Annotated in this window: 18 protein-coding genes; 7 read left to right on the top strand and 11 right to left on the bottom strand. The window is 42.8% G+C overall.

The genetic code is table 11. The features are described 5' to 3' along the window. Positions 1–150: 150 nt before the first annotated feature. The gene (locus F0251_RS08700) at positions 151–693 is read left to right on the top strand and encodes a DUF3332 family protein (protein ID WP_061032680.1); all 543 of its coding nucleotides are present in this window, start codon (positions 151–153) and stop codon (positions 691–693) included. A gap of 110 nt (positions 694–803) precedes the next feature. On the opposite strand, the gene F0251_RS08705 is transcribed toward F0251_RS08700, so the two are convergent. Continuing rightward, a complete protein-coding gene (locus F0251_RS08705) occupies positions 804–2,273 on the bottom strand; it encodes a transporter substrate-binding domain-containing protein (protein WP_171730800.1) in 1,470 nt (489 codons plus the stop codon). A gap of 611 nt (positions 2,274–2,884) precedes the next feature. Here F0251_RS08705 and F0251_RS08710 point away from each other — a divergent pair. Then, positions 2,885–4,111, top strand: a complete 1,227-nt coding sequence (locus F0251_RS08710) for a DUF3103 domain-containing protein (RefSeq protein WP_171730801.1) — start codon at positions 2,885–2,887, stop codon at positions 4,109–4,111. 80 nt (positions 4,112–4,191) lie between these two features. Here the strand turns inward: F0251_RS08710 and F0251_RS08715 are convergent, their stop codons facing one another. Both F0251_RS08715 and F0251_RS08720 read right to left on the bottom strand, forming a co-directional pair. Next, complete coding sequence (locus F0251_RS08715) at positions 4,192–4,488, bottom strand: Dabb family protein (RefSeq protein ID WP_061032683.1); 297 nt, start codon at positions 4,486–4,488, stop codon at positions 4,192–4,194. Between the two features lie 214 nt (positions 4,489–4,702). Beyond that, entirely contained in the window at positions 4,703–4,942 is a 240-nt protein-coding gene (locus F0251_RS08720; protein WP_171730802.1) for a hypothetical protein, read from the bottom strand. A gap of 230 nt (positions 4,943–5,172) precedes the next feature. Between F0251_RS08720 and F0251_RS08725 the strand changes: the two genes are divergently transcribed. Beyond that, positions 5,173–6,051, top strand: a complete 879-nt coding sequence (locus F0251_RS08725) for a LysR family transcriptional regulator (RefSeq protein ID WP_061032685.1) — start codon at positions 5,173–5,175, stop codon at positions 6,049–6,051. 135 nt (positions 6,052–6,186) lie between these two features. On the opposite strand, the gene tnaA is transcribed toward F0251_RS08725, so the two are convergent. The 3 genes from tnaA to F0251_RS08740 form a co-directional block, all read right to left on the bottom strand. Then, entirely contained in the window at positions 6,187–7,659 is a 1,473-nt protein-coding gene (gene tnaA / locus F0251_RS08730; RefSeq protein WP_171730803.1) for a tryptophanase, read from the bottom strand. A 709-nt stretch (positions 7,660–8,368) separates the two neighbouring features. Further along, the gene (locus F0251_RS08735) at positions 8,369–10,021 is read right to left on the bottom strand and encodes a GTPase family protein (RefSeq protein WP_171730804.1); all 1,653 of its coding nucleotides are present in this window, start codon (positions 10,019–10,021) and stop codon (positions 8,369–8,371) included. After that, entirely contained in the window at positions 10,008–11,105 is a 1,098-nt protein-coding gene (locus tag F0251_RS08740) for a YcjF family protein (protein WP_171730805.1), read from the bottom strand. The genes F0251_RS08735 and F0251_RS08740 overlap by 14 nt, the downstream gene beginning before the upstream one ends. 235 nt (positions 11,106–11,340) lie before the next feature. Here F0251_RS08740 and F0251_RS08745 point away from each other — a divergent pair, with 235 nt between their 5' ends. Beyond that, positions 11,341–11,835, top strand: coding sequence for a peptide-methionine (S)-S-oxide reductase (locus tag F0251_RS08745; protein WP_171730806.1), 495 nt, complete (start codon positions 11,341–11,343; stop codon positions 11,833–11,835). 128 nt (positions 11,836–11,963) lie between these two features. On the opposite strand, the gene F0251_RS08750 is transcribed toward F0251_RS08745, so the two are convergent. Then, positions 11,964–13,580, bottom strand: a complete 1,617-nt coding sequence (locus F0251_RS08750) for a polysaccharide lyase 6 family protein (RefSeq protein WP_171730807.1) — start codon at positions 13,578–13,580, stop codon at positions 11,964–11,966. Positions 13,581–13,725: 145 nt separating this feature from the next. After that, the gene (locus F0251_RS08755; protein ID WP_061032691.1) at positions 13,726–15,498 is read right to left on the bottom strand and encodes a transporter; all 1,773 of its coding nucleotides are present in this window, start codon (positions 15,496–15,498) and stop codon (positions 13,726–13,728) included. 521 nt (positions 15,499–16,019) lie between these two features. On the opposite strand from F0251_RS08755, the gene F0251_RS08760 reads away from it, so the two are divergent. The 3 genes from F0251_RS08760 to F0251_RS08770 all read left to right on the top strand — a co-directional run bounded on the left by F0251_RS08760 (position 16,020) and on the right by F0251_RS08770 (position 20,165). Further along, the gene (locus F0251_RS08760) at positions 16,020–16,631 is read left to right on the top strand and encodes a toxin-antitoxin system YwqK family antitoxin (protein ID WP_171730808.1); all 612 of its coding nucleotides are present in this window, start codon (positions 16,020–16,022) and stop codon (positions 16,629–16,631) included. Between the two features lie 419 nt (positions 16,632–17,050). After that, positions 17,051–18,604, top strand: coding sequence for a methyl-accepting chemotaxis protein (locus tag F0251_RS08765; RefSeq protein ID WP_171730809.1), 1,554 nt, complete (start codon positions 17,051–17,053; stop codon positions 18,602–18,604). Between the two features lie 835 nt (positions 18,605–19,439). After that, positions 19,440–20,165, top strand: a complete 726-nt coding sequence (locus F0251_RS08770; protein ID WP_048659506.1) for an oligogalacturonate-specific porin KdgM family protein — start codon at positions 19,440–19,442, stop codon at positions 20,163–20,165. A 137-nt stretch (positions 20,166–20,302) separates the two neighbouring features. Here the strand turns inward: F0251_RS08770 and F0251_RS08775 are convergent, their stop codons facing one another. From F0251_RS08775 to F0251_RS08785, 3 genes are all read right to left on the bottom strand, one after another. After that, positions 20,303–21,019, bottom strand: a complete 717-nt coding sequence (locus tag F0251_RS08775) for a 3'-5' exonuclease (protein ID WP_061032695.1) — start codon at positions 21,017–21,019, stop codon at positions 20,303–20,305. After that, positions 21,019–22,881 (bottom strand): DUF294 nucleotidyltransferase-like domain-containing protein, encoded by a 1,863-nt coding sequence (locus F0251_RS08780; RefSeq protein WP_017632462.1) that lies wholly within the window; start codon positions 22,879–22,881, stop codon positions 21,019–21,021. The genes F0251_RS08775 and F0251_RS08780 overlap by 1 nt, the downstream gene beginning before the upstream one ends. Before the next feature lie 261 nt (positions 22,882–23,142). Continuing rightward, on the bottom strand, positions 23,143–23,862 hold the full coding sequence (locus F0251_RS08785) for a FadR/GntR family transcriptional regulator (protein ID WP_171730810.1): 720 nt from the start codon (positions 23,860–23,862) through the stop codon (positions 23,143–23,145). Positions 23,863–24,192: the final 330 nt, after the last annotated feature.

Below are 24,192 nucleotides of genomic sequence, written 5' to 3' on the forward strand. Positions count from 1 at the left end.
GGTAAATTACAAGAATAACGGCGCTAGTTCTTTGGTTTATATAGAGATATAGGTTTTTCTGATATCTAGTATAGGCGACGCTTTATACTAGAAGATTGATGACTTTGACATAATTATCGGCTCCTTAATATACGTCTATAGAAATAAAGAATGATGAACCGATTTGTAAAACCGATAATTATATCAGCGAGCCTTGTCACCTTATTTGGTTGTGTAGGTAGTAATGCCGTAACGGGTAAATTGATGGAATTCAACGTAAAAGCCGTTGATAACCGCTATGCTCGTGGTGGCTTAAACATGCTTCTTGCCCCTGCCTACGGTATCACGGTTGCTGCCGATTACATTGTGTTTAACTCACTAGAATTCTGGACAGGCAAAAACCCAATCAATAAAAAGCCGCACATTTTTGATACTAAAGTTGATACTTACATCGACATTAACGACCAATTGGACGAAAGCTTGACCGACGCGCCTATCGACCCATTAGCTAGACACGTCATTGATCACAGTGAGATGAAAGTTATCAATCAAGATGAAGTTGCTATCGAACTCACGTACAACGACGGCACACGTGCAACACTAACAGGTCATCGTTTTGGCGATGAAGTCCACTACTCTCTTGATAACCAAGTTATCGCAAAAACCAGTTTAGAAGAGATGCAGATGTACATGGCTTCTGCGAAGCAATCATAAGCTCATCGTGAGTGAGTAAAAATAACTAGCAATCGTCAGTGCTTATAACACGAAAAGGGGTAGCAGAACGCTACCCCTTTTTTTGACTCATCATATTAATCAGACACTTATTAATAAGCAAAATAGTCAGACAGTCGCTTGATATTCAATTGCCTTGTCATATTACCTAACTGCTCTTCTCGCGTGTCTTGAAATTCATCTAGGCGCTGATAAATCGTAAAATAGCGACTTATATTCGCGACATATTTTACTGGTTCTTGGCTTATGTTCTCTCTTGCGACACTCTCAACATGATTAAACCATTTATTTGGGTTATACCCTTGCTGCGCCGCTAATTTTCGCATTCTTCTTATTTTTGCTGGTCCAGCGTTATAGGCAGCTAAGCTAAAGTAAATCTTATCGATGTCAGATATTTCAGGCTTATCAAAGTATCTGTCATGGATAAAGCGTAAATACTTGCTTCCAGCATGAATGTTACTTTCCAAATCGTACACATTATCAATGTCTACATACCAATCCCGAGCCGTATTAGGCATCACCTGCATAATCCCCACAGCACCACGGTGCGATACTTTCGAGTGATCGAGCCCTGATTCTTGAAAAGCCATTGCCAGGAGAATGAACCAGTCGATATCGTACTTCTCACCATAAGAAACAAACAAAGCTTCTAGTTTATCTCTTTGTCGGTTTTGCTGTGGATTAGACGCACGAGTCATCCATGAAACGCTGTCTAAATATCGATTATCAATCACGTTCCCGAGTAACGTGCCCTGCTTCGATTCTTGCAAATAGTGGTCTATTTGGGCTTTCAGTTGAGGGCTATTCTTACGAATGGCCCACGCGATATCTGCGTCTTCTCTAAAGGTGATTCCCTTATGGATCTTAATGTCCTTCTCTAAACTCTCCCACAACTCCAACTTATGGCTATCAACAATGGTTGCTGTGATCTTCTCACTCTTAATCAGTTCGAGGAGTTCAAGGTCTTGCAGGTTCGCGTTGAGCAAATGAATATAAATAGGCTCCATTCCTTCTCTCTCAAACTGCTGATTCAATTTTTGAACGCTACTGATGTAGCTAGAATTCTGCTTAAGCCACACTTCTTTACCTTGTAACTGTGAGATATTGCTAATTGAAGGCTTGGATACGCTTGTGACTAACACTTCATCGATATCGCGGCGAATAGGCATGCTGAAATCCACCAACCTTTGACGCTCTTCGGTTACCGTAAGGTTAGCTACCGCAATATCCCCTCGCCCTTGGTTTAACGCTTCAAGCAATTCGCTTCGTTCTACCGGAATCACCTTGACGCGCAACAGTGGATCACTCAGTTTAAGTGCCTGATCAAAGTAATAGATTTGCTCGGCTAAAATCCCTTTCGGCTTACCGTTTTCAATGTGATAGAAACCGATATCACCTGAGACCAAAACACGTACTACACCTTTCTCTTTCAAAGCCGAGAAATCACCAACATAGGATTCAAGTGCGTTATCTGGCACTTCTAGACTGAAAGCGGACTTAGAAAGAATAGAGATAAAGAGCAATGCTTTCGATAAGCGTGAAGCGCCTTTAATGTTCGTCATATGCAGTATTCCTGTAGCGCCATTTCCAATGCGATAAAGCCAAAAACCTCAGTAATACTTGTGCAATGTAGGAAGTGTTTAACGCGAAGCAATTTAACGAGAGGAAGTCGCCATAACGTTGTTCAGTGAGGAGTGGACTGATCTTAAAAATAACGTAGTGCGCAGATCATCTCATCGCGCTAGTAATTAAGGGAGTCGAATTATACCGAAAACTATCTCTTCCGAAATGCGGCCAAAACTATAGTAGATATAGTGAAATCCTATAACTCTTATTGACGTGTAACCTCTTAATATTATTCCTACCTACCCACATCTGTTCCTAATTCGGTCGTTTAGGAGCCAATTCAAAATCAGTACTGAAAACATACCTTCATTACACAAAACATATAAATAGATAATAATATTATCATTAAACTATTGATTTGTTTATAAAAATCCAAATATCAAGTTTGCATTATATAAATTTTACAACAATCAATAGAACTGAGATCTTGTGCTAAATACCGATACAGAAATCACTAACTAAGTTTTAAACACATTCACCTTATTGATAGGTTAATCCTGTAGGGCAATTGCTCTATTAATGATAAAAATTAAAATAAGGATTATTTATGAGACCATCTTTTAAAATCAGTATGGTACTTGCGACGACAGTAGTTGGCTTTCAGTCTTATGCAAACAATATCGATACACCACACTCTTTTACTGACTCTATTGCTGTTGCAAAGAATGTCGCTGAACAAAAGCAATCACTAGCGTTACAAATAAGTGCTCGCTATATTGACATTGAGTCTTCTCTAAAAAAGCAAATCAGCGAAAAAAGTTTATCGACGCCATTAGACACACTGAACTCGGCTCAACCCTACTCTGCCTTTTCAAGCAAGATGCACAAAGCCGATCTTAGCTATCGTAAGATGAAAGGGATCGACGACTTCAGTGATTCTGTCTTAGAAATTAGGATGGCTGATGAAGCCATGGTTGAAGCCTGGAAAAATGGAGAAAGCCCACTGTTTGCTTACGAACCATCGGGCGATGATTCAAATTGGCAATACATCGAAGCTTACGATGTGTATGGGCAAGTTCATGAATTAGACGTGTACCAAATGCCCGATGTCCCGGTATTTGTAATCGACAGCAATGGTGCCGAAGAGCTCAAGGCTGGGTTGATGACCATGCAAGCTGAAATGCAAAAACAAGGTACAGACACACAACTTAACTCAGGCAGCAACAGTGCTAGCAGCAAGCACGAAGAACCTCAAAAGCAGACGCTATTTAACAGTGATGCGCGCTCTTTAGCTGAATCGGAGCCTGAAGAGTTGAATACCACTCAGTTAACCAAGATTCGCTTAGCCATCGATAGAGAACCGTGGATCTCAGGCAAAGCGGAAATCTACGCTATCGTCACTGGAGTAGATTCAAGTCGTATAGCTCCGCAAATCGACTTAATTGAGATGCCTTACTTAGACTACGACAAACAGACTTACTATCCGAGCCAAAGCATCATCTTCTGGCCTCGTTACCGCTGGGGGGCTGCAGACATGATCTTGATGGAACATGATGACGGCACCAACTATAAAGACCTAGCGAAGCTGCTGGTGCAAGCCGCTGAAGAGATTTTGAAAATGATTCCAGATCCAGAAGTACAGGGTTATACGATCATTCCTCAGATCACCAGTAAAATCATTGAGCTGATCCCAAACAATGTGTTGGTTAATGACGATGATTTTGTGGACGTCTACTACACCTTAATGCAAAACACCCCTTATGTTGACCGTCCTGGTGCTGGTGGTAATGCCGTAGCCTCTTTCACTCCTGTCACCATATTGCCGACAGAGTAACATGTAATTTTTCGCTCTGACCAAAGCGTATGGGCCTATGCCTATACGCTTTACATCTTGTAACTGAGAAATTATTAGGGCTAAAGAGAATAATCAAACACGATAATGTCATCCAACAACGGACGAAATACCTCTTTCAGGGCATCGTGTTCTGGATGTGGTAGATAGTTTTGTCGCCCAGCTTCATCTTCAAACGTCATTAAGACCGAATGACTATAACCTTGGTTCTTGTTTTCTGGACTATCATTTAGCCCCCACTCTACGGAAGTTACGCCTTCAATCTTGCTTGGCATTGCTTCAAACAACCCTTTCAGCTTTTCAATCTCTGAAGGCTCTGCTTGTTCTTGAAACTTAATCAGTAAAATATGGCGAATCATCTATTCTTCCCTTTCAACGCGTCACTTAGCCAGTGAAATATGTGTCTAGCCTCTAACAACCAACCAAAATGCCACACGTTACACACCGTGCCAAGGCTTGATGAGCATCACAGTCACAAGAGAGTGAGTCCATAACGAAAAATGCTGCACCCTAAGGCACAGCATTTCTCATGACAATGGCAGAACGTTTAAAGTGGTAAGCACACTTTAAGCGTTAATCACGACGACCTGTAAGTTGGATCGGTTGGTTTTGCTCAACATGCTTTTGAAATTTGATTCCACCCAAAGCTGCCTCATTTCTTCCTTCAAGTGTTAAGTCTGATTCTACACGCTCAGCCTTAACTTGGCTGCCTTCACTTCTTGTCATATCGATAGTACCGGTATGTGCGTCGCTAGCAGCAAAAGCAGTGTTCATTGAAAACGCCATCAAGCCAAGTGCGATTAACTTATTCATACATCACCTCGTTGTATTTCTAATTATTTGTTCGTCTGATATCTGTGTTGCTTTGTTAAGGTAACTTTAGCGATAGGGTGATAATGACACGAGGAAAAGCGAGATTTACCAAATGGAAAATCAACAGATTAGCGATCTTCTGACGCTGTGCTGTCTTAAAAATCGGACATTACCACTATGATATTAAGGTCACATAATTTCTGCCTATTAAGGACCAATTTGGAGAGCCTGTGGACCTCAATCTAGATATTCAAAATATCCTTGTTATAAAGCGAATGTATGAACTGCGTAATGTTAGCTTAGTGGCGGAGTCATTAGGTAAAACGCCGGGGGCGATCAGTAAAAACCTAGCCAAGCTCAAAGCCCAACTCGGTGATCCTTTGTTCATTCAATCTAAGCAAGGGTTTGAACCCACAACATTTGTTGAAAGTAATATCGGTAATTTTGAACAAATACTCAGTAGCATTGAGTCCATAAAACACCAAGAGTTTTCCCCAGAGTCCTATCAAGGCGACATAAAGATCTACGCGAATACGCTATTTTGGGAGCGCTTTGGCTCGAAACTCTACTTTGCTTTGAGTAAACAAGCGCCGCACGCAAACTATTCATTTGTTCGATGGGGAAGCAATGTTAAGAACCGATTGATTGACGGCGAAGAATCGATAGCGGTTCACTACTTTGATGAAACTATGCCACAGTCGATTTCTCAAATGGAGTTCGGAAAAGAAAAAGTGGTGTTCTTTGTAAGGGATGCTCACCCAGCGAAAGAGTTCGCGTCACTGGCAAATTTTCCAACGGTTCTATTTAAAACCCCGGGGTGGAATGACAACAAATACCCTATCCTTGAGCGCCTTCGAAACATAGGGTTCGACGTCACTCCAAAAGTAGAAGTCGACCACCCTGCGATGATTCACGATGTGGTCCTCAAGTCTGACTATTATGGCATCACACTTAGTGGTAGCGTGCCAGAGGGCTGCCGCAGTATAGATCTACCTGAAATACTGGCCATTGACGTGAGCTATGTGATGAGCTGCCGCCGTTCGCAAAAAGATGCACCGTTAAATCAGTGGTTATTACGCATACTGAAAGCAACCCTGAAAAACAACTAAGCCCAGCCTAGATTAAACAAGCCTATTCGACACCAGCCGATGATACCTTGCGCCCTTGGTCTTACTCGAAAAACAAAAGGCTCCCGAGGGAGCCTTTGATTATATTTCTAGTGACTATTCGCTTATGTTTTTATTTTAAAATGCTTCTTCGAGCGTTGGTTCACTCTTTTTTTCAGGTTGGCTCTCATAGGTTTCCACCTCTTTCAAACGCGCAGTGAAATGCCTTAGTACAGGTGGTTCGTAAACAAAATCGAGCCCTTTCACTTTGCTTGCATTCTCTGCCACTTTTTCGAACGCTTCAATAATGAAGTCCATGTGGGTTTGTGTGTAAGTCGCGCGCGGAATGGTTAAGCGCAATAACTCTGCAGGACATGGATGCTGCTCTCCCGTTACCGGGTCACGACCTTGTAGTAACGAGCCAATCTCAACAGCTCGGATTCCCGCAACTTTATACAGCTCACAGGCTAAAGCATGAGCTGGGAACTGACCCGCTGGAATATGTGGAAGCAACTTACCCGCATCAACAAACGCAGCGTGACCGCCCGCTTGTTGGCACACGATGCCAATCGCTTCTAAGCCATCAACCAGGTATTGTACCTGACCGATGCGATACTCCAGCCAATCTTGACGCATGCCGTCGTATAGCCCAACCGCAAGGCGCTCCATTGCACCGCCCTCTAAGCCACCATAGGTTGGGAAACCCTCTTGCACTACGCACAGGGTTCGACATTCTGTGTACACATCCATGAAAGAGTCGTCTTTAAAGCACAACAAGCCGCCCATTTGTACCATCGCGTCTTTCTTGGCCGACATCGCCAAACCATCTGCGTATCTATAAGATTCGCGAGTGATTTGCTCGATCGTCCAATCTTGATAACCCGGTTCACGCTGCTGAATAAAATAAGCATTTTCAGCGTAGCGTGCAGAGTCCATGATGACTGGGATATCGTACTTCTGAGCGATTTCATACACGGCTTTGAGGTTGGCGATAGAGACAGGTTGTCCGCCAGCCGAGTTACAGGTAATGGTACTCACGATGTAAGGAACATTGGCAGCACCCGCTTCTAAAATCGCCTCTTCTAATTTCACGACATCGAAGTTGCCTTTGAAATCTGCATTCACTGAAGTATCAAACGCTTCTTTGGTATAGACGTTTTTCGCCACGCAGCAATTCACTTGAGTGTGGCCTTGTGTGGTATCGAAGAAGTAGTTCGACAAAGCGACCATTTTGCTGCGATCGAGCCCCTTTTCAATTTCACGCTTCTTAATCAGAACAGGAATGTAAATCTGCTCAGCGCCGCGACCTTGGTGAGTAGGAATAGTCAGCTCATAACCGAAGATATCTTTCACTGCGTTCGACAGTGCGTAGTAACTGCGACTGCCACTGTAGGCTTCATCACCCATCAACATCGCCGCTTGCATACGTTGTGTGATTGAGCCGGTACCGCTGTCTGTCAGCAAATCGATGAACACATCATCACTGTCGAGTAGAAATGGGTTCATTCCCGCTTCGACAATGGCTTGCTCACGGTAAGCATAGGTGGTTCTTTTTACTGGCTCTACAACACGAATACGAAACGGTTCTGGTAGATGTTTGAAATTTTCCATAATAATACCTTTCAACAAATTCAGCTTAGGGAGAAGAAGCCAAATTAATTATTTTTAGATGTCACGAGTCATCACTATTAATTTTATTTTTACGAACTATCACACTCGTGATAATTACGATAAAAATTAATAGCTAGAAATAGATTATTAAATCAACAATGTATTGATTAGGATCCAATTAATAATGACCAAGAGATAAATAACGACTGCATGAAACTAACAGCTAATGTATTAGTGACCGCATTGCTTAGCGCATTAGTCAAAGACAAAACTAATCGGATTGGCAAAGCTCAAAGGCTCCGCTGGCGCGTCACGCCCAGAGGGTACTACTCTGAAGAAAGGTGGAAAGAGAGCTGATGATCTAAAGTATACCAAGCTAACAGGGTTAGCCATGTTGTTGATTGCCATTTCAGATACATGTTCACAATATATCCCTACGTTGAAATCAAGGTGATCCGAAATTTAAATATAGTGCAATTATTTTATAAATAAAGACGAATAAATCATAAATGTGATCAATATTTAGAATCATAATTTTATGTTTTATTGTCTGATATCACACTATCATGAATTCGACTTAATGCACTATTATACTAGTTCATTATTTTTAAAGTAATAATAAGTTCAAGGGCCAAAAGTTCATAAATATAAAAGAAATGGTTTACCAAAGCGATATTGAGGCTTACGAATATCGCTTTGGTATTGTTGCTTATTTTTTCTTGGTGACTTGTTTTATCGCCATCTCAGCCAGCTTAGGGGTCGCGGCTTTCAATGCGCTTGGAGCAACCTTCTTACCCGCTTTCATGGCTTTATTAAGCTGGCCTTTTACCGAAGTTCCTCTGTTGATAGCTTCGAGGCGCTGACGATTTCTCTGTACGTTATTGGCATCTGCAATGTGCTCTATTAGCGTCTGTTTCAAAGCCTCTAAACCGAACTGTACCTTTTCAGGTGCAATCGCTAGTGGTAAAGCAATATCAGGCTTCAGAAGTGTTTGATTATATTCAAGGGCCTGAGCAATGATCTTAGCTTTTGCCGAGGTTGGATTCTCCAAATCGTAAGGTGGCTGCCATTCTTCCGCAGGCTTTAACCGATCGACTTGGTTAACCACGGTGATCACAATTGGCTGCTTGCGCGAAATGTTCTTAGGATCATCATAAAACGCATCAAATTTATCTTTAAGCTGCTTGTCCAGTTCACGAGCAGACTGGTTCGCTTTAAGTACCCATAACACCACATCAGCTTGAGTCATCTCTTTAAGCATCACAGCTTCGGTTTTAGCATTGCCATCAAGCCCTTGAAGGTCAACCACTCTCACATCATTGTCATCAACAAATGCGTTGTAAACCGTAGAGCTGTCCGTTGATGGGAGAACATCCACCTCTGCAACCATTTCCTCTTTGAGAGCATTGATAATCGATGATTTACCCGAACTTGTTTGCCCCACCAGCACAATTCTCACAGGCTCTAATTCATGAGCAAAACGTTTCTCGTCGACTTCTGAAACACCAGACGCTTTTAACGCTTCGTCTTCAATGCTGAAACGCCCACTGTATAAATCGATGGCAACCGCTGCCACTTCATCAAGCAAGGCTTGTTTCGCTGCATATTGCATGTCATCCACAACGCCTTTTGTCATTGAGGCTGTCGCTTGCTCACGACCCAAGTCAGAAATCACCTTCAATGGATTCAAATACAGATTTTTAAGGTGATTCCCCCAAATCGCCGCTTTGAAGATCTTCTGCCCCAACTCACCATATTTATCATAGGCTTCGTAGCCCGCTTTGATGTAAGAAACCTTAAGGTACTCAATGCCCGGTATGTGCTCATTTACCACCACTTTGTAACGACGACTTACCTCTTCAAACAGCTTGAGCCCTTCTGGAATTGAAAAATCGAGCGACTTCTTACCAAACTTTTTGGCGACGAACTCCAGTACCTGCAAACCAGTTTGGTCTAAATTGCCCCACTCAATATCATCAACTAATTGTTGACGAACGTAATGTTTCGAGTCGTTCCAGATCGACAGTTCAGCTTGAGACCATTCATTTGACGCCTTGACCAACGCATCGTCGATGTTGTGGCTTAATGACTCAGTTTGGGGTTCATCTGTTGTATTTTTTTCCGCATCACTATTGGTTGAATTGCGTGACGAACGACTAGAAATATATAACGGAATGGTAAACAGCAAAGTACTCACAGCAATGGCTATCGACATTTCCAGTAAGTAGCCATATTTAATCGCCAAGAACAGACCAAAGAACATCATGATAAGGCTTGGAAAAATCGCCGAAATAAGAGCGATGCCCCACCGCCCGCTCGACAACACAGCGAGCAATCGAAATAAGTTCTTAATTTTCTTCATAACCCGACGCTGCCTTACCTTTTTTCAGGGATTCTTTATAGATTTTTTGCATCTCTTGTTCAGAAACTTCTTCGCCTCTGTTCTTGTGATAAAAGTAGTAACATGCCGCTCGCCCAAGACCATAAGTGGTGCCAAAACTCATTGCCGCAGCGGCCACGGCACCAACCGTTTGCCCATAAACAGGTATCAACTTAACCAATTGTCGAGTGCCAAGCTTCACTCCATATTGCACCGCAAAGCTGCTGCCTAGAGTACCAATAAGTTCACTAAAGACTCTCTTATTCCACTCCACCCCATATTGGTTAGCCAAACTATGAAGCATTTTCGCTTGAATCGCAGGCACAGACACCAAGCCCACGCCTGGAACTAAATCGCTAGCCGCTGCACTTCCCGCATACCAAAGCACTTCATTTTCGACCTTGTCAAAGTTAGCTTCTTCTTGCGTAGCGTGTTCTTTGTCTTGCACCATCATCCCTATAACAGGGAGCATGTTGGTCAACCGTTCTAACAATAATTCGAGGTTATAGACATCATCATTGTCGCTCTCAAAATCAACCGCGACTGATTCAAAGCCTTTACCCCACACCTTCTCTACTTGTTGAGTGTTAAATTGAATTTGCCTTGCTCGATCTATTTCACTGGAAGACAACACAGCCGTATGAACAAGCAACAAGTGTTTAATCTTCTTCTGTTTCTTAATCTGTTTTAGAGCAGTAAGCACGGCGGATTGTTCAGGTTCGTCGGCTTTCATCACCACAACGAGCGCATTACCTGCCTGACCAATCTCTTCCAGATCTTCTTTCGCATCATAATCCGCTTCACCCAAACCACGAGTATCAAGAAAGCGCATCACAGGTTTGTCTTGAGGAAACGCATACGACATGGCTGTCATGGTACACGGTGCAAATCCGTTGCCGACTTCCACCGAGGAATCTCCCGTGACCGCTTGAATAAACGATGATTTACCTGCACCCGTTTTCCCGAGAAGCCACAAGGTCGGCAAGTGCTTTCGTTGATATTCGTGTGCCTGAGTTAGGTCAGGATTCTTGCTCGGGTTAATGAAGTCTTTGACTTGTTCAAACATGATTAGGTTAACTCTCACTTAATGTTGAGTTTCGGGTTGGTGACAAGTTGCGATGGCCTATATAATCTCGATATAGCATTCAACTTACATTTGTTCATCTACGACGATTTGCAATGCTTAGGCGTTTGTTTTTATGCGCGTCTATCGCGTATTGATATAAGCTCCAACCTACTGCTACGGTTTGGGCGATAAATCAAAACCATCGAACAAAAACTCAGAGAGCTCAAAAGGAAGTATGGAACAAATTTATTTAGCGGGTGGTTGCTTGTGGGGCGTACAAGAGTTCATTAAGTATGTGCCTGGCGTGATAAGCACAGAAGCAGGTCGTGCTAATGGACGTTCTCAAATAAAGGATAACCAAAGCAAACCAAGCGAATACGATGGCTACTCTGAGTGTGTACAAATTGAATTTGACCCAAGCCTCACCTCGGTAACAGCGCTAGTAGGCCACCTTTTTGAGATCATTGACCCTTACAGTATCAACAAACAAGGTGTTGATGTAGGTGAAAAGTATCGCACTGGCGTTTACAGCACCGAAGCCAAACACTTAGCTGAAGCGCAGCGCTATATCGCATCACGTGAAGACGCCGAGCGCATCGCTGTTGAAGTGTTGCCATTGACTAACTATATCGCCAGCGACGACATCCACCAGCATCATTTAAGCCACTTCCCAGAAGACCATCATTTATGCCACATCCCTTGGGTTCTTCTGCATAAATACAAATCATAGTGATGGCTCAAGATCGATAAAGCCTCAACAAGTATTAGTCGTTGAGACTTTTTTCGTTTTGATTGGACGAGCTACCGTGGGCCGATTCGATAGCTCATACCATTAAGTATTTAGCGTTAATAAATAAGTTACTTAGTTGTGTTCTCAAGTACATAATCTGGACCTGCTGTTTCAGCGGTCACAACTGAGAGTTTAGACACATCTGCGCCCTCACCTTGGTAAGCATTCAGGCCATTCTCGACCGTCACTTTTGGTAGTTCAACCGAGTAGCTTTCAATCAGCTCTGAGTCTGTTACTTGACCAACGTAAGTTTCATCTGTGTAAGTTGCGCCCACTAATGGGAAGTCATGAGTCGCGCGAACACTCACAAATTCAGGTGTTTGTGAGTTATCAACCACGTTGTGTTTGAACGCAATATCAACACCGGCATAAATGCCTTCTACTTCTGCGTTATTAAACAGGCTTACGCGATGGCTTTGATTACCGTAAACAATACCCCACTCCGTATCGACAAGAGAGTTGTTTTCGATGGTGATGCTTTTCGGAGTCCATTGCTTATTAAGCTCTTTACCTTTCACTGATTGTTCAAGCTGTTCACCGTTCGCCACATCAATGATGCCCGTGTTGATCACGATACCACCACGTAAGTCAGCGTTACCTTCAATCACACCATCACGGCCACGAGTATTAGCAATGTAGTTGTTGCGGATCACATGGTCTTCATCATAGATACGAATACCACCCGTTAGGCGTTTCTCGTTACCCAAGATCATGTTGTTCTCAACCGTGTTGCCTTTGCCGTGACGCAGTGAAATCAGTGCAGCACTTTGGAAGATCGTGTTGCCTGAAATCGTATTGTCGCCCGACTTAATAGAGATAAGCTCACGCTCACCGTCCATATCGATCATTAGGTTGTTCACGAACTTAGAACTTGAATCCCACTGTGAAGATTTAGAATCACCAATACGGATCGCTTCCCAGCTGTTGCCGTTGTAACGAATCGCTTCTTTGATGTCGAATTCGTTGAACTGGTTAGGCTTTTGATCCATGAAGATGTTATTTGCGATCAGGTGGTTGTCAGCTGTGTCATCTTTTTGTACACCAATCAAAGTGCCGCGTTTTTGCTTACCTTCGAAACGGTTGTTGATGACTTTGCCATCTTTACCCCATAGAGATACCCAAAGGTACTTTGGATACTCAGAACGACGCTCGTCTGGCTCGTACGTGTAATCGTGGTTGAAGTAGTAGAATGTTGAGTTTTGCAACGTGTTGCCATTACCCATCATACGAACTGCGCCAAAGCGTTCGTTTGGACCACCCTCTGTAAATACGAGACCATCAAGCGTGATGTCATCACCTTTCAGTTCAAACTGAATTAGACCTGTCAGCCATGCGGAGCCTGCTTGTTCAGCTCGGATTGTGACGTCATTTGCAGTGATCGTCACCTGGCCTAAATTTGCGTATTTACCATTGGGGATAACCACTTCGTCGCCATCTTTTAGGTTCTCAAATTGCGCCTTAAGTGCAGCCACTTGTTCTTCTAAAGCAACGTCTAGTGTATTGCCATCAACTTCAGTTAAGCGGTCACTGCTTAATAAGTAACTACGGTCGATTTCGCTGATCGAAGGCACTGCTTGCTCAGCCACGCTGATCACGGGTGCTGTTTTTTCTTGAGTCGTGCAGCCTGTCGCGAAAGCCAACGTAAACGCGCTAATAATGCTTACCGAAATTAATTTTTTCTTCATCTTACATCTCACGTTAAATACTGGATTACCAAAATAACGGCCACCCAAACTGGTGACCGTTTTATTAAAGTTTTCTTTGTTTGAACTTATAATTTCTTAAGACTTATCGTCTTGTTGAAAGCCGTATTTCTTGAAGAATAAGGACTTAGCTTTCAGCTGGTGTTACTTCGTCTTGCTTCTCTACCTTGTCATCTACCGCTTTAACAAGCAGCAAACCAACAGAGAATACAATCAAGCCACAAAGAACGAACACCATGCGTCCCCACATTGGGTTAGGCAGTACGAACATTGTCATTACGCCCACACCCGCAACTGCGATAAGTGAACCCAACATACGACGTTGCTTGTTATCCAGTTTCTTCTGCTCGTTACTTTCAGCAACCAATGGTGTCGCTAGATTGTTGAAGAACTTGTTTACGTCTTTCTCACGATGCTCGGCAAGAGGCTTGTAGAACAGTGTTGATAGAACGAAGAAGCCAGCAGTAAATACGATGTGACCGATAAGGCCGATAGCTACTTTCAGGTCAGCCCACTCACGGCCAGTTAGCTCGTTTAGACCGAACCAGTTTTGGATCATGTCAGCAGTGATAACGAAACCAACGAAGTAAGAAACCACACCACCTACAACTAGCGTGCCCCAACCTGCCCAATCCGGTGTTTTACGGATGAAGAAGCCACAGAATGCTGGAATCGTCATTGGGAAGCCGATCAATGCGCCCACGTACATCATGGTGTCGAAAAGGCTCAGACCTTTAAGAGAGTTGATGAACAGAGCAACCAAGATGATCGCGATGCCGAAGAAAGTAGACGTTAGTTTAGAAACAACCATTAGCTCTTTTTCGTTCGCTTTAGGGCGAAGAATCGGCTCGTAGAAGTTCTTAACGAAGATACCTGAGTTACGGTTTAGACCAGAGTCCATTGAAGACATAGTTGCTGCGAACATAGCGGCAATCAGAAGACCAACCATACCTGCCGGCATGTATTCTTGAACGAAGTAAAGGTAAGCGAAGTCAGCGGCTTTGCTGCCAGCTTCAGGGTAAGCGGCTGCTAAATCAACACCTTGGCCAGCCATGAACCAAGAAGGCATGAACCAGATGATTGGACCAAGCGTCATTAATACACAAGCAAGCAGAGCAGCTTTACGTGCGTTGTTTGAATCTTTCGCAGCAAGGTAACGGTAAGAGTTAAGCATGTTGTTGGTAATGCTAAACTGCTTTAAGAAGATGAACACCGCCCAGATGCTGAAGATGCTCATGTAGTTAAGGTTGTCACCCGTGATGAACGAATCCGTTGGGAAGTCGCTAACGATTTGCGTAACACCACCACCGTGGTAAATAGCAACGACTGCACATGTCACCGTTACTGCCATGATGATAACCATCTGCATAAAGTCAGATGCGATTACCGCCCAAGAGCCGCCCGTCACTGACATGATCAGTACAACCAGACCCGTTAGGATAATCGTTGTTGTCATATCAAAACCGAAGATACCCGATGCGATGATCGCTAGACCATTCAACCAGATACCTGCAGAGATAACGCTGTTTGGCATACCAGACCAAGTGAAGACTTGCTCATTCACTTTACCAAAACGCATACGAATCGCTTCAATTACCGTCACAACGCGCAGTTGGCGGAACTTCGGAGCGAAGTAAAGGTAGTTCATCAGGTAACCAAACGCGTTAGCAATAAAAATAATCGCTACTGCAAAACCATCGGTAAAAGCTTTACCTGCGGCGCCGGTAAATGTCCACGCACTGAACTGGGTCATAAATGCCGTTGCACCTACCATCCACCACAGCATGTTACCTCCCCCACGGAAGTAATCACTTGTCGTACTTGTAAACGTTCTAAACATCCACCCTATCGCAATTAAGAATAGGAAATAGATGCCAACTATCAGGGTATTGAGTTCCATCTTTAAGACCTTTTTGTTTATGTTTTTTGTTAGGGTCACTATAGATAGATGGCAAGCACATTTGTACTACAATAATTTAAATGCGTGACAGTGATCTTACAGTCCGCCTCTCAATTAATCATACAAGTGATCGAGTTCAAATTTGCACCGTCTGGGAGCGCCTTTCATCAACTTAGTGCAGCCCACAGCGCCAAAAACCCATCCAACCCCCGAAAAACAAGAACAAAGTCACTAAAAAATTAATAACAATCGTTAAAGACGGTTAATCGTTACGGCAAATTTTCATATTCGAACAACGGAAACAGCACTAGATATAACTTATAAAAATGAATGATCACGACTCATTTGTATTACAAATATTGCGAGTTTATAGTCAAATTTCGCTTTGAAAAGTTCCCTTCATTAGACCGCTAATAATGAAAACTTGAAAACCACTAATAGATACTGACAGTAATTCATAGAAGTGAAATGCTGTTAACACACCGGTTACACTTTCCCTCGTCCAATAAAAAGGTGTCATTATGAAGAAATACATCCCAATATTGATTGCTCTTAGTACGGTGTCTTCTATGAGTTATGCCGCGGCTCCACGAGAAGATGCTGTCGACTATTTACAGATGCGCAAAGGCGTGGCATATCAAGTAAACCACTCAAAACCCTTCACTGGTCAATTTGAAGAAAAATTCGATAACGGCCAAATTGCAACCCAAGCTCAATTTGCTGATGGCCTGGAACTTGGCTTAGAAACGAACTGGTACCCAAATGGGCAAGTCGCTTCCAAGGTCAATTACGTTAAAGGTGAATTACAAGGTAAAGCCGAGACTTGGTACCCGAACGGGCAGAAAAAAGCAGAGCTCAACTACAAAGATAATGAGTTATCAGGGGTTGCTACTCGATGGTATCCAAATGGCGAAAAGAGCCTAACTGCAAAGTACAGCGACGGATTAAAAGATGGCTTGGTGACTGATTACTACACTAATGGCAATAAAGCGACAGAAACCAAATTTAGTGAAGGTAATATAGCCAACGGCAAATTGACACGCTGGAATGTTAATGGTGACAAAGTTGAAGAAGTGACTTTTAAAGATCACAAAATTACCTCTAAGCAGGTTTGGATGCCAACTCAAAGTTAAATTTAACGACGAGTGTTCTTCGTTCAATGCGGGAACACTCTTCTTCAGCTTATCTGTCGTCACTCTTCCTTAAATAACCACACGGTATATGCAGCGCTCGTCCCCACCAGATTACATAGGGACAGGTTACCTACTCTTAACAGCCTAACCTTTCAGCTATTCGGCAAACGTATAGTTTTCCACTTTTCAAGTAATAGTGGGTTCGCAAACACCAGATAATGACAAAACAATCATCAATAAGTATTGAAAATAATAAATATTTAACTTGCGCATAACGATTTCATAAAATACTGTGAGCAAACGTTTCCGTGCGAGTCAGATCTCATTCATCGTTTTCGTAAGCTATCTAACACGCAAATAAGAGAAACACGATTCTAAATACGTTGTTGAGTCATATTGTTTTGCTTTGGTGCCCGCCTATGAAAATTAAAACTTCCCTAATTAGCCTTGTTTTTTTATCCATCCTGTCTTTACTGATCGTGGTTTCATTCACAGAAATAGCGAACCTTAAGCTAATCAAGCTTGAGAAGACATTAATCAAGGTAAAGTCACTCGAAGTCTCGATGCTTCAACTCAATCGAACAGAATTAGAGTTTCTAATAAGCCATGATAAAACGCTCAAGCCAGTATTTGCTCAAGAATACTCTCACTTTCAACAATTAATGGGCAGGTTTTCTGTCTTGCTTAAAGAGTCTGATATCGCAGTCCCTGAGTTAGAAAAGCTGACACTCGAAGTAAAGCAATACGACAAAGACTTCTCGTTAATGGTAGATGCCATCGACCACAACCCAGCCAAGGTCGCCGAACTCAAATCTGAAATGAAAATGCTGTTTGAAGATATCATCTCTATCTTCACCGCCGTAGAAAGTCGGCTAGAAAAAGGCGTCGATTCGACCCAAGAAACAATCACCACTTTTATCATCAGCTCAGTGACGATTGTCACTACAGTTTTGATCGCACTCTCACTCGGGATTTCTTCACGCATCTCTCAAAAGATTCAATCACTGAACTCAACCATGCGTGTGGTCGCCGAACAACGCGACTTCACGGTGAAAGCAGAAGACAACAGCTCTGACGAAATTGCAGATATTGCTCGGTCATTTAATGCAGTACTGATTGATATCCGCCAGCTGGTAAGCCAAGTACAAGGTTCGATACATGAGCTCGGCCACATCTCTAGTCAACAGCAACAAGACGGTATGGACGTTGAAAGCGCGCTAAACAAACAGCAACAACAAACCGAAAACATTGCGACCGCGATAAACCAAATGGGCAGCAACATCCAAAGTGTTGCGACCAATAGCGAAAATGCTTCCAGCAATGCGCAAACCAGCTTTAGCACTGCGAATGATGGCTTGAATGATGTCGCATTTACACGGAACACCATCAATACCCTTTCGACTGACCTCGTCAGTGCTAGTGAAGAAGTGAATCGCCTTTCTGTCCACTCAGAGAAGATCAATACCGTGTTAGAGGTGATTAAAGACATCGCTGAACAAACCAACCTACTCGCCCTAAATGCAGCAATCGAAGCTGCTCGTGCAGGAGAACAAGGCCGTGGTTTTGCAGTGGTGGCAGATGAAGTCAGGACGTTGGCTGGTCGAACACAACTTTCGACCGAAGAGATCTCAAGGATTATCAAAGGCGTTCAAGATCAGACTCAAACGGTCGAAAACACGATTAAAAGTTGTTGTGAGAAAGGCAACAGTAGCGTCGACTCTTGTGAAAATGCGCATTCAAGAATTACTTCCGTTATCGCAGATATGGAAACCATTCTAAATAACAGTTTAGAGGTATCCAATGCCATGAAGGAGCAAAGTGAGGTCACATCAGAGATCATCGAAAACGTAGATGCCATCAAACAGCTGACAATGACCAATGTGAAAAGTGCTTCAAAAAACGCAGCTTCTGCAACTTCAGTCGTAGAGCAAACAGACTCACTTGAACGTGCTGTCATCAACCTAAAAGCCTAGCTATTAAGCCGTGGTTTACACGCTTATTGAGCCTCAAACGACTCTCTACTCAAATTTCAGATAAAAAAAACGCTCATGTTGCCTGTATCAACATGAGCGCAAGGGCAGATCTTCGACTACCATCTCCTACCTTTCTAAACGAAAGCAGAAGTTATAATTAGAATAGTTGGGAGCAATAATCAAAATGCTTTCGCAAGCACTTCAACGATTTCTTCTTTGTCGCTGATGAGAACAAAGGGTAACTATTCGAACCTTGTTCATTCCTATCAAGTTCGTACTCATATAGCAGGCTATGTCACTGCCTTGCCTACTACATTTCAAACCTTCTCTGATTGAGCTTTAAATCACCTCAAGTAAATGCCTCATGCTTTTAAAGCGGTTGGATTTAATCCATTTCGCTTCTCGGCTCCACACCGTCTGTTCATACAATCAACACAGCAAAGTTATGTATTGCTACAGAAAGTTAGTAAATAATAATGTATTACAAATAAAAATAATATCTAAAGGTTAAATTCTTTGCTGTAGCGCACATTTATTGACGAACAAAACTCTTCAAAATCATTATCAACAGCCAAATAAATCAATACAAATCATTAACTTACTTGGTTTGTTCAACTTTGTAACCCTTTGTAAATAGTGATTTTGTCACTACAACACGATCTAATTCACAGATCATCACGCCTCAGATCGTTACCATATTTGTATTATTTAAATGCAAATCTAGAATTGAGAAAAACTTAATAACCTCAACCACTGGATGCAATGAAAGCTAGAACTACTCTATTTGGCTTGAGACTTAAGCCATTACTAAACCTATAAATATGGAACTAATACCATGAATAAAACTAAAATCGTGATTGCTGTGGCATCTGTATTAACTGCTGGCTCTGTATCAGCGGCGTCTTTCGATGTAAGACACGAATACAAAAGTCATACAGATCAACACGCTACTCGTGTAAAACTTGGCGATAGCATTGGCAACTTCCTTGTAGATATCGAAGCAAAATTCAAGGGAGAAGACGGTAAATTCATGGAAGATCTAAAGAACAATGGTTGGGAACTTGGTCTAAATTACCGCCATGTTCTCAACGATAACTGGACAATGACTTACGGTATGCCAATTGAAGGCCGTGAATCAGGCGTTACGTATAAGCCTCAAGTTCGTGCAACATACAAAGTGGATAGCGTTGATGGTCTAAGCCTAAGTGCTCGTTACCGTTACGATATGAGACAAAACACTAGTACTACTGAGTACCAGATCGACGATAATGGTGACATTGTCGGTGTTGAGAAAAACATTGAAAACCAACGTCGCCACCGTCTAACGGCAAACGTTAACTACTCAATGGAAAACTGGCGCTTTGGTCTAGAAGGTAACTACTACAAAGCGGATGGATATGACATCTACGACAACGACGATACCAACTACGAGTTAAACGCTAGTATTCGTCACATGATGGGTCAGTGGGCACCATATGTAGAGTTTGGTGATGTGAGCACTTCATCGACTAAAGCGACTCGCGAACTACGTAGCCGTGTTGGTCTAACTTACAGCTTCTAATCGATAGCTATATGAATAATCTAAGATAATTACTGTCCTAATTTTCTAAGACCTAAACAAAAGCCAGCTTAATCGCTGGCTTTTTTTGCTTTGAAATCCGTTAATCCAATAAGATTCGTGTGGTTGAAGTTATTGCTCTAGTGACTAATACGATACAGAAAGGCTAATGTCACTTGGTCGTTAGGCACCACTCGTTTCTGCTGTGCCAAAAACAATTCCGCTGTAGAAACCGCATCGGCTAACGCATTGTGGCTGTTGTACTCAGGAAGCCCGTACCTTTCACGCGTACCCGCCAGAGTTAAGTCCACCTCTTCATGGTTGCTGATCGCTTTTTCCATGCTCTTCTCGATACACAGCGTATCTAACCAAAGCAAAGGCAATTGCCTTAAGCCATAGCACCTTAGCAGATACTGGCTAATGAACTTCTCTTCAACCACACAAGCATGCGCGACAATGATCTTGCCTTTCGCTGCTTCGAAGAAAGTAAGCATCGCATCATGAATTGATACGCCCTCTTCCAACATCTGTGGCGTGATGTGGTTAATCACCGCGGTTTCAGCGTTGATCTGTGAATCGTTATTGAGGTAGATATGCTTGGCCGAAGCTAAATCGATTCGCCCTTTCACCACATCAACCCACCCCATAGATAAAATCAGATCTTGTTCGCTGTCTAAGCCTGTGGTTTCAAGATCCAACACAATGTAATCGCTGTCTTTCGCTGCGTCTGTCATTTCGGGACAAGGCTGTTCTACCAGATCATGTAACGCTTCTGGCAGCTTAACCGTACCCAAATATTGTTTACGCTTGCGTTTAATTCGCTCAAGCGGGTGAAAGTAGTTCAACAAGGCTTTCATTAACGCGCTCCGAAACGAATTTTCGCCGCTTCTTGAAGGTCGGCAATGATTCTAAAGGCGTCTTTCAAGTGCTTACGTTCAAAGCTACCAAAGCTGTCTGGGTTGATATTGTTGTCTGGCACCTCCCCGTTCTTCAAGGCCTCTAATTGGTGTCCGAAACGGAAAGACAGAATGAACTGATACGCGCCAAGGATGTTCTTGAATGCGTCGTCACTCAACATGCCTTTTTCATTAGCAGCAGCGAAACGTTCGTCCGTTGCCGACAAGTCACACTCAACCGCCAAACCGTAAATACGCGCTAAATCGATGATCAAGTTAATAGCGTACTTCTTCACGTTGAGTGTTTTCTTGTTCTCACCCGACTTCTCAAGTACCAAACTATTGAAGATGCCCAAAGGTGGGTTGGTGTTCACCGCATCTTTCACTAACGTGCTTAAGAACTCACGGTTGCTGCGAATATTGTTATGCAGTTCATCACGGAGAATGCCTTCAAACTCACTGTTGCCGTAAATGGTACGAATCTCTAGGAATACACTGATGTTGAGTAAGCGTTCGTACTCAGGGTTTGCCACCCACTTTTTATAGTAGTGCTTCCATACGCTGAGCGGTTGACACCATTTTGGCGTCGCAGCCATGAATTTACCCGGACAGAGTGGGTAGTCACAGCTCGCTAAGCCGTTGGTCACCATCATGGCTAAGTGTTTAAAGTAAATGCGGTCGCTGTCGGTTGCATCGTCAGCCAGTACGATCGCACTGTCTTGATCAGACAGCATGTGAACTTCGTTACGAGCATGCGAACCCGCCACTATCCAAGAGAAATCACACGGCGGCGGGCCTAACTTATCAATTGCTATCTGAATCAATCGGCGTGTGTAGGCATCCATAATCATGGTCATTACCTTGCCGACCGTTTCCGGTGCAACCTTACCTTCCACCAGCGCTTCAAAAATAGCTTGTCGCTCTGAAGTGAAGGAAGACATGGTTTTCACGCTGCCCGCATATTTGATTTTCTCGATTAAGAAGATCGCTTGAACACGGTGGTTTTGAACTAAGTGAGACGTCGTCAGAAGGCCAACGACTTTGTTCTCTTTCACTACAGGAAGGTTACGAATGTTGAATTGCATCATGATAGACGCAGCATGCAACACAAGATCGTCCGGTTTTACTGTGAGTGGAGAATGTGTCATTACCTCAGAGATTAAATTTTCAGTGCTAACACCGTGCGCAATCACGCGTTTGGTCATATCACGGTCGGTGATCAAGCCAACAATGGTTTCACCTTCATAGATCACCGCACAAGGAGAGCGTTGATGCAGCATTTCTACCGCGACCGATTGGATGGTTTGCTCAGATTTGACGATGGCCACCTGCCCGCTTGCCACCTCTTCAACCTTACGAATGAACAAGCCCTTCTCTTTATTTGACCACACCACATCAAGTGCCGACTTCAAGCGAACTTGAGCCTGTGATGCAAAGTGTTCAGCACAGCTTGGAAATGCTTTGAACAACGTTTGAAGTGCCGAGTGTGGTATCACATAAAGTAAGGTGTTTTCGATGGCGACGGCGCGATAGCCTTTCTCGTCGTTAACTTCAGAATCTAAGAACGTAAAGCCGAACAAATCTTCACTGCCTAAACGCGCACGAAGTACGCCGTCTGATTTTCTTTGCTCCATGGAGCCCGTTCGAATGATATAAAGCGACTTCTCTTTACCCGACTCACACAGATCAACCACATCCCCTTTGCCGAGGTAAGTGATCTGAACATTAGAGGCAAGCTCACGAAGTGCTTCTTTAGGGATCTTATCGAAAGGGTCTATCTGACCGATGAATTGAAGAATATTTGGCAGCAGAGACTGGGGCATAATCACACTCACAATAATTTAATTAGTATTATTATATAACTTAAAATACTGGTTACTAGTGATTTTAATAAAACGACAAATAATAGGTTAAATATTGGACACTGGTCAGGTTTTCATCAAATTTGAAGACAAAAAAAGCACGTATTGAACGTGCTTTTAGGTGTCAGTTTGCTTTAACTAAGATTTTTAAATCACTGTCTTTTTATAAACCAAAATCTTGTTAAAACTATAACTTTTTAAAACTAAAGCTTTTTAAAACAATCAGCTAGCCACTGGTAATCTGTGATTCGTTTCCAACAGGTGACTTGCCGACGCTTGGCGCGCTTTGTCACTGTTACCCGCCATGATTGCTTCATAAATTTGGCGGTGTTCGTTAATACACGTACTTCCCTCTTCAGAAGAGTGAGAAATAAAGTTAACAAACATCGTCGTTAGGATATTGCCAAACGGCAGGTAAAAATCATTACCCGTGGCGTTAAAAATCAGGCTATGAAACTTCATGTCGATATCTAGCCAGCTCTCTTGATCAAACACGTCCGCACTCGATATTTCAACCATCTGTTGAAAAATACTCGATAGTTCAATGCGTTGCTCAGCAGTCGCCAACTGAGCAGCTAGTGCGCACGCTTCTGGTTCAATCGCTCGACGTAATCCCAAGAACTGATGGCAAAATTGGTCTGTATCTGCCAGTCCGTCCATCCATTCAATTAATTGTGGATCAAGAAAGTTCCAGAATGCGCGGTCAACCACACGAGTACCAATCTTAGGACGAGATTCTAGTAGACCTTTTGAAGTCAGAAGTTTCACCGCTTCTCTTAATGCTGTTCTACTGATACCAAATTGCTCACACAGAGCCATTTCACCAGGGATAATAGAACCTTGAGGCAAATTGCCCGACAAAATACCACGAGCGATTTCACGTGCAACTTGCACATGAAGGCTTCGCTTAGAGCCTGAAATCGAATTGAAAGAGCCAGCCATGTGTCTACTTACTTATTAGATATGTATTATTTAACCCGGACTATATCACCGATTTATACCTGCACCAACTCAGTATAAGAATAACGTGAGGTCACTCCTGATATAGTCTAGAGCAATATTTCACTCATCTTACCCCTATTCAACACATTAGACCTCTTCAATCTATTTATTCATACAAATAGTTCTTATTTACACTTTTTGAGTATGCGCGAACTCACAAAACCACTCTTACTCTCACTATTTATGTCGTTAATGATCGGTTTTGAGATGAACACCCTTGAATATGGCAAGTGTTATTGTATGATTTATTAACGCAAATAATCTACAATA

The sequence above is a fragment of the Vibrio sp. 070316B genome, from assembly GCF_013114115.1.
GTDB classification, from domain to species: Bacteria; Pseudomonadota; Gammaproteobacteria; order Enterobacterales; family Vibrionaceae; genus Vibrio; species Vibrio chagasii_B.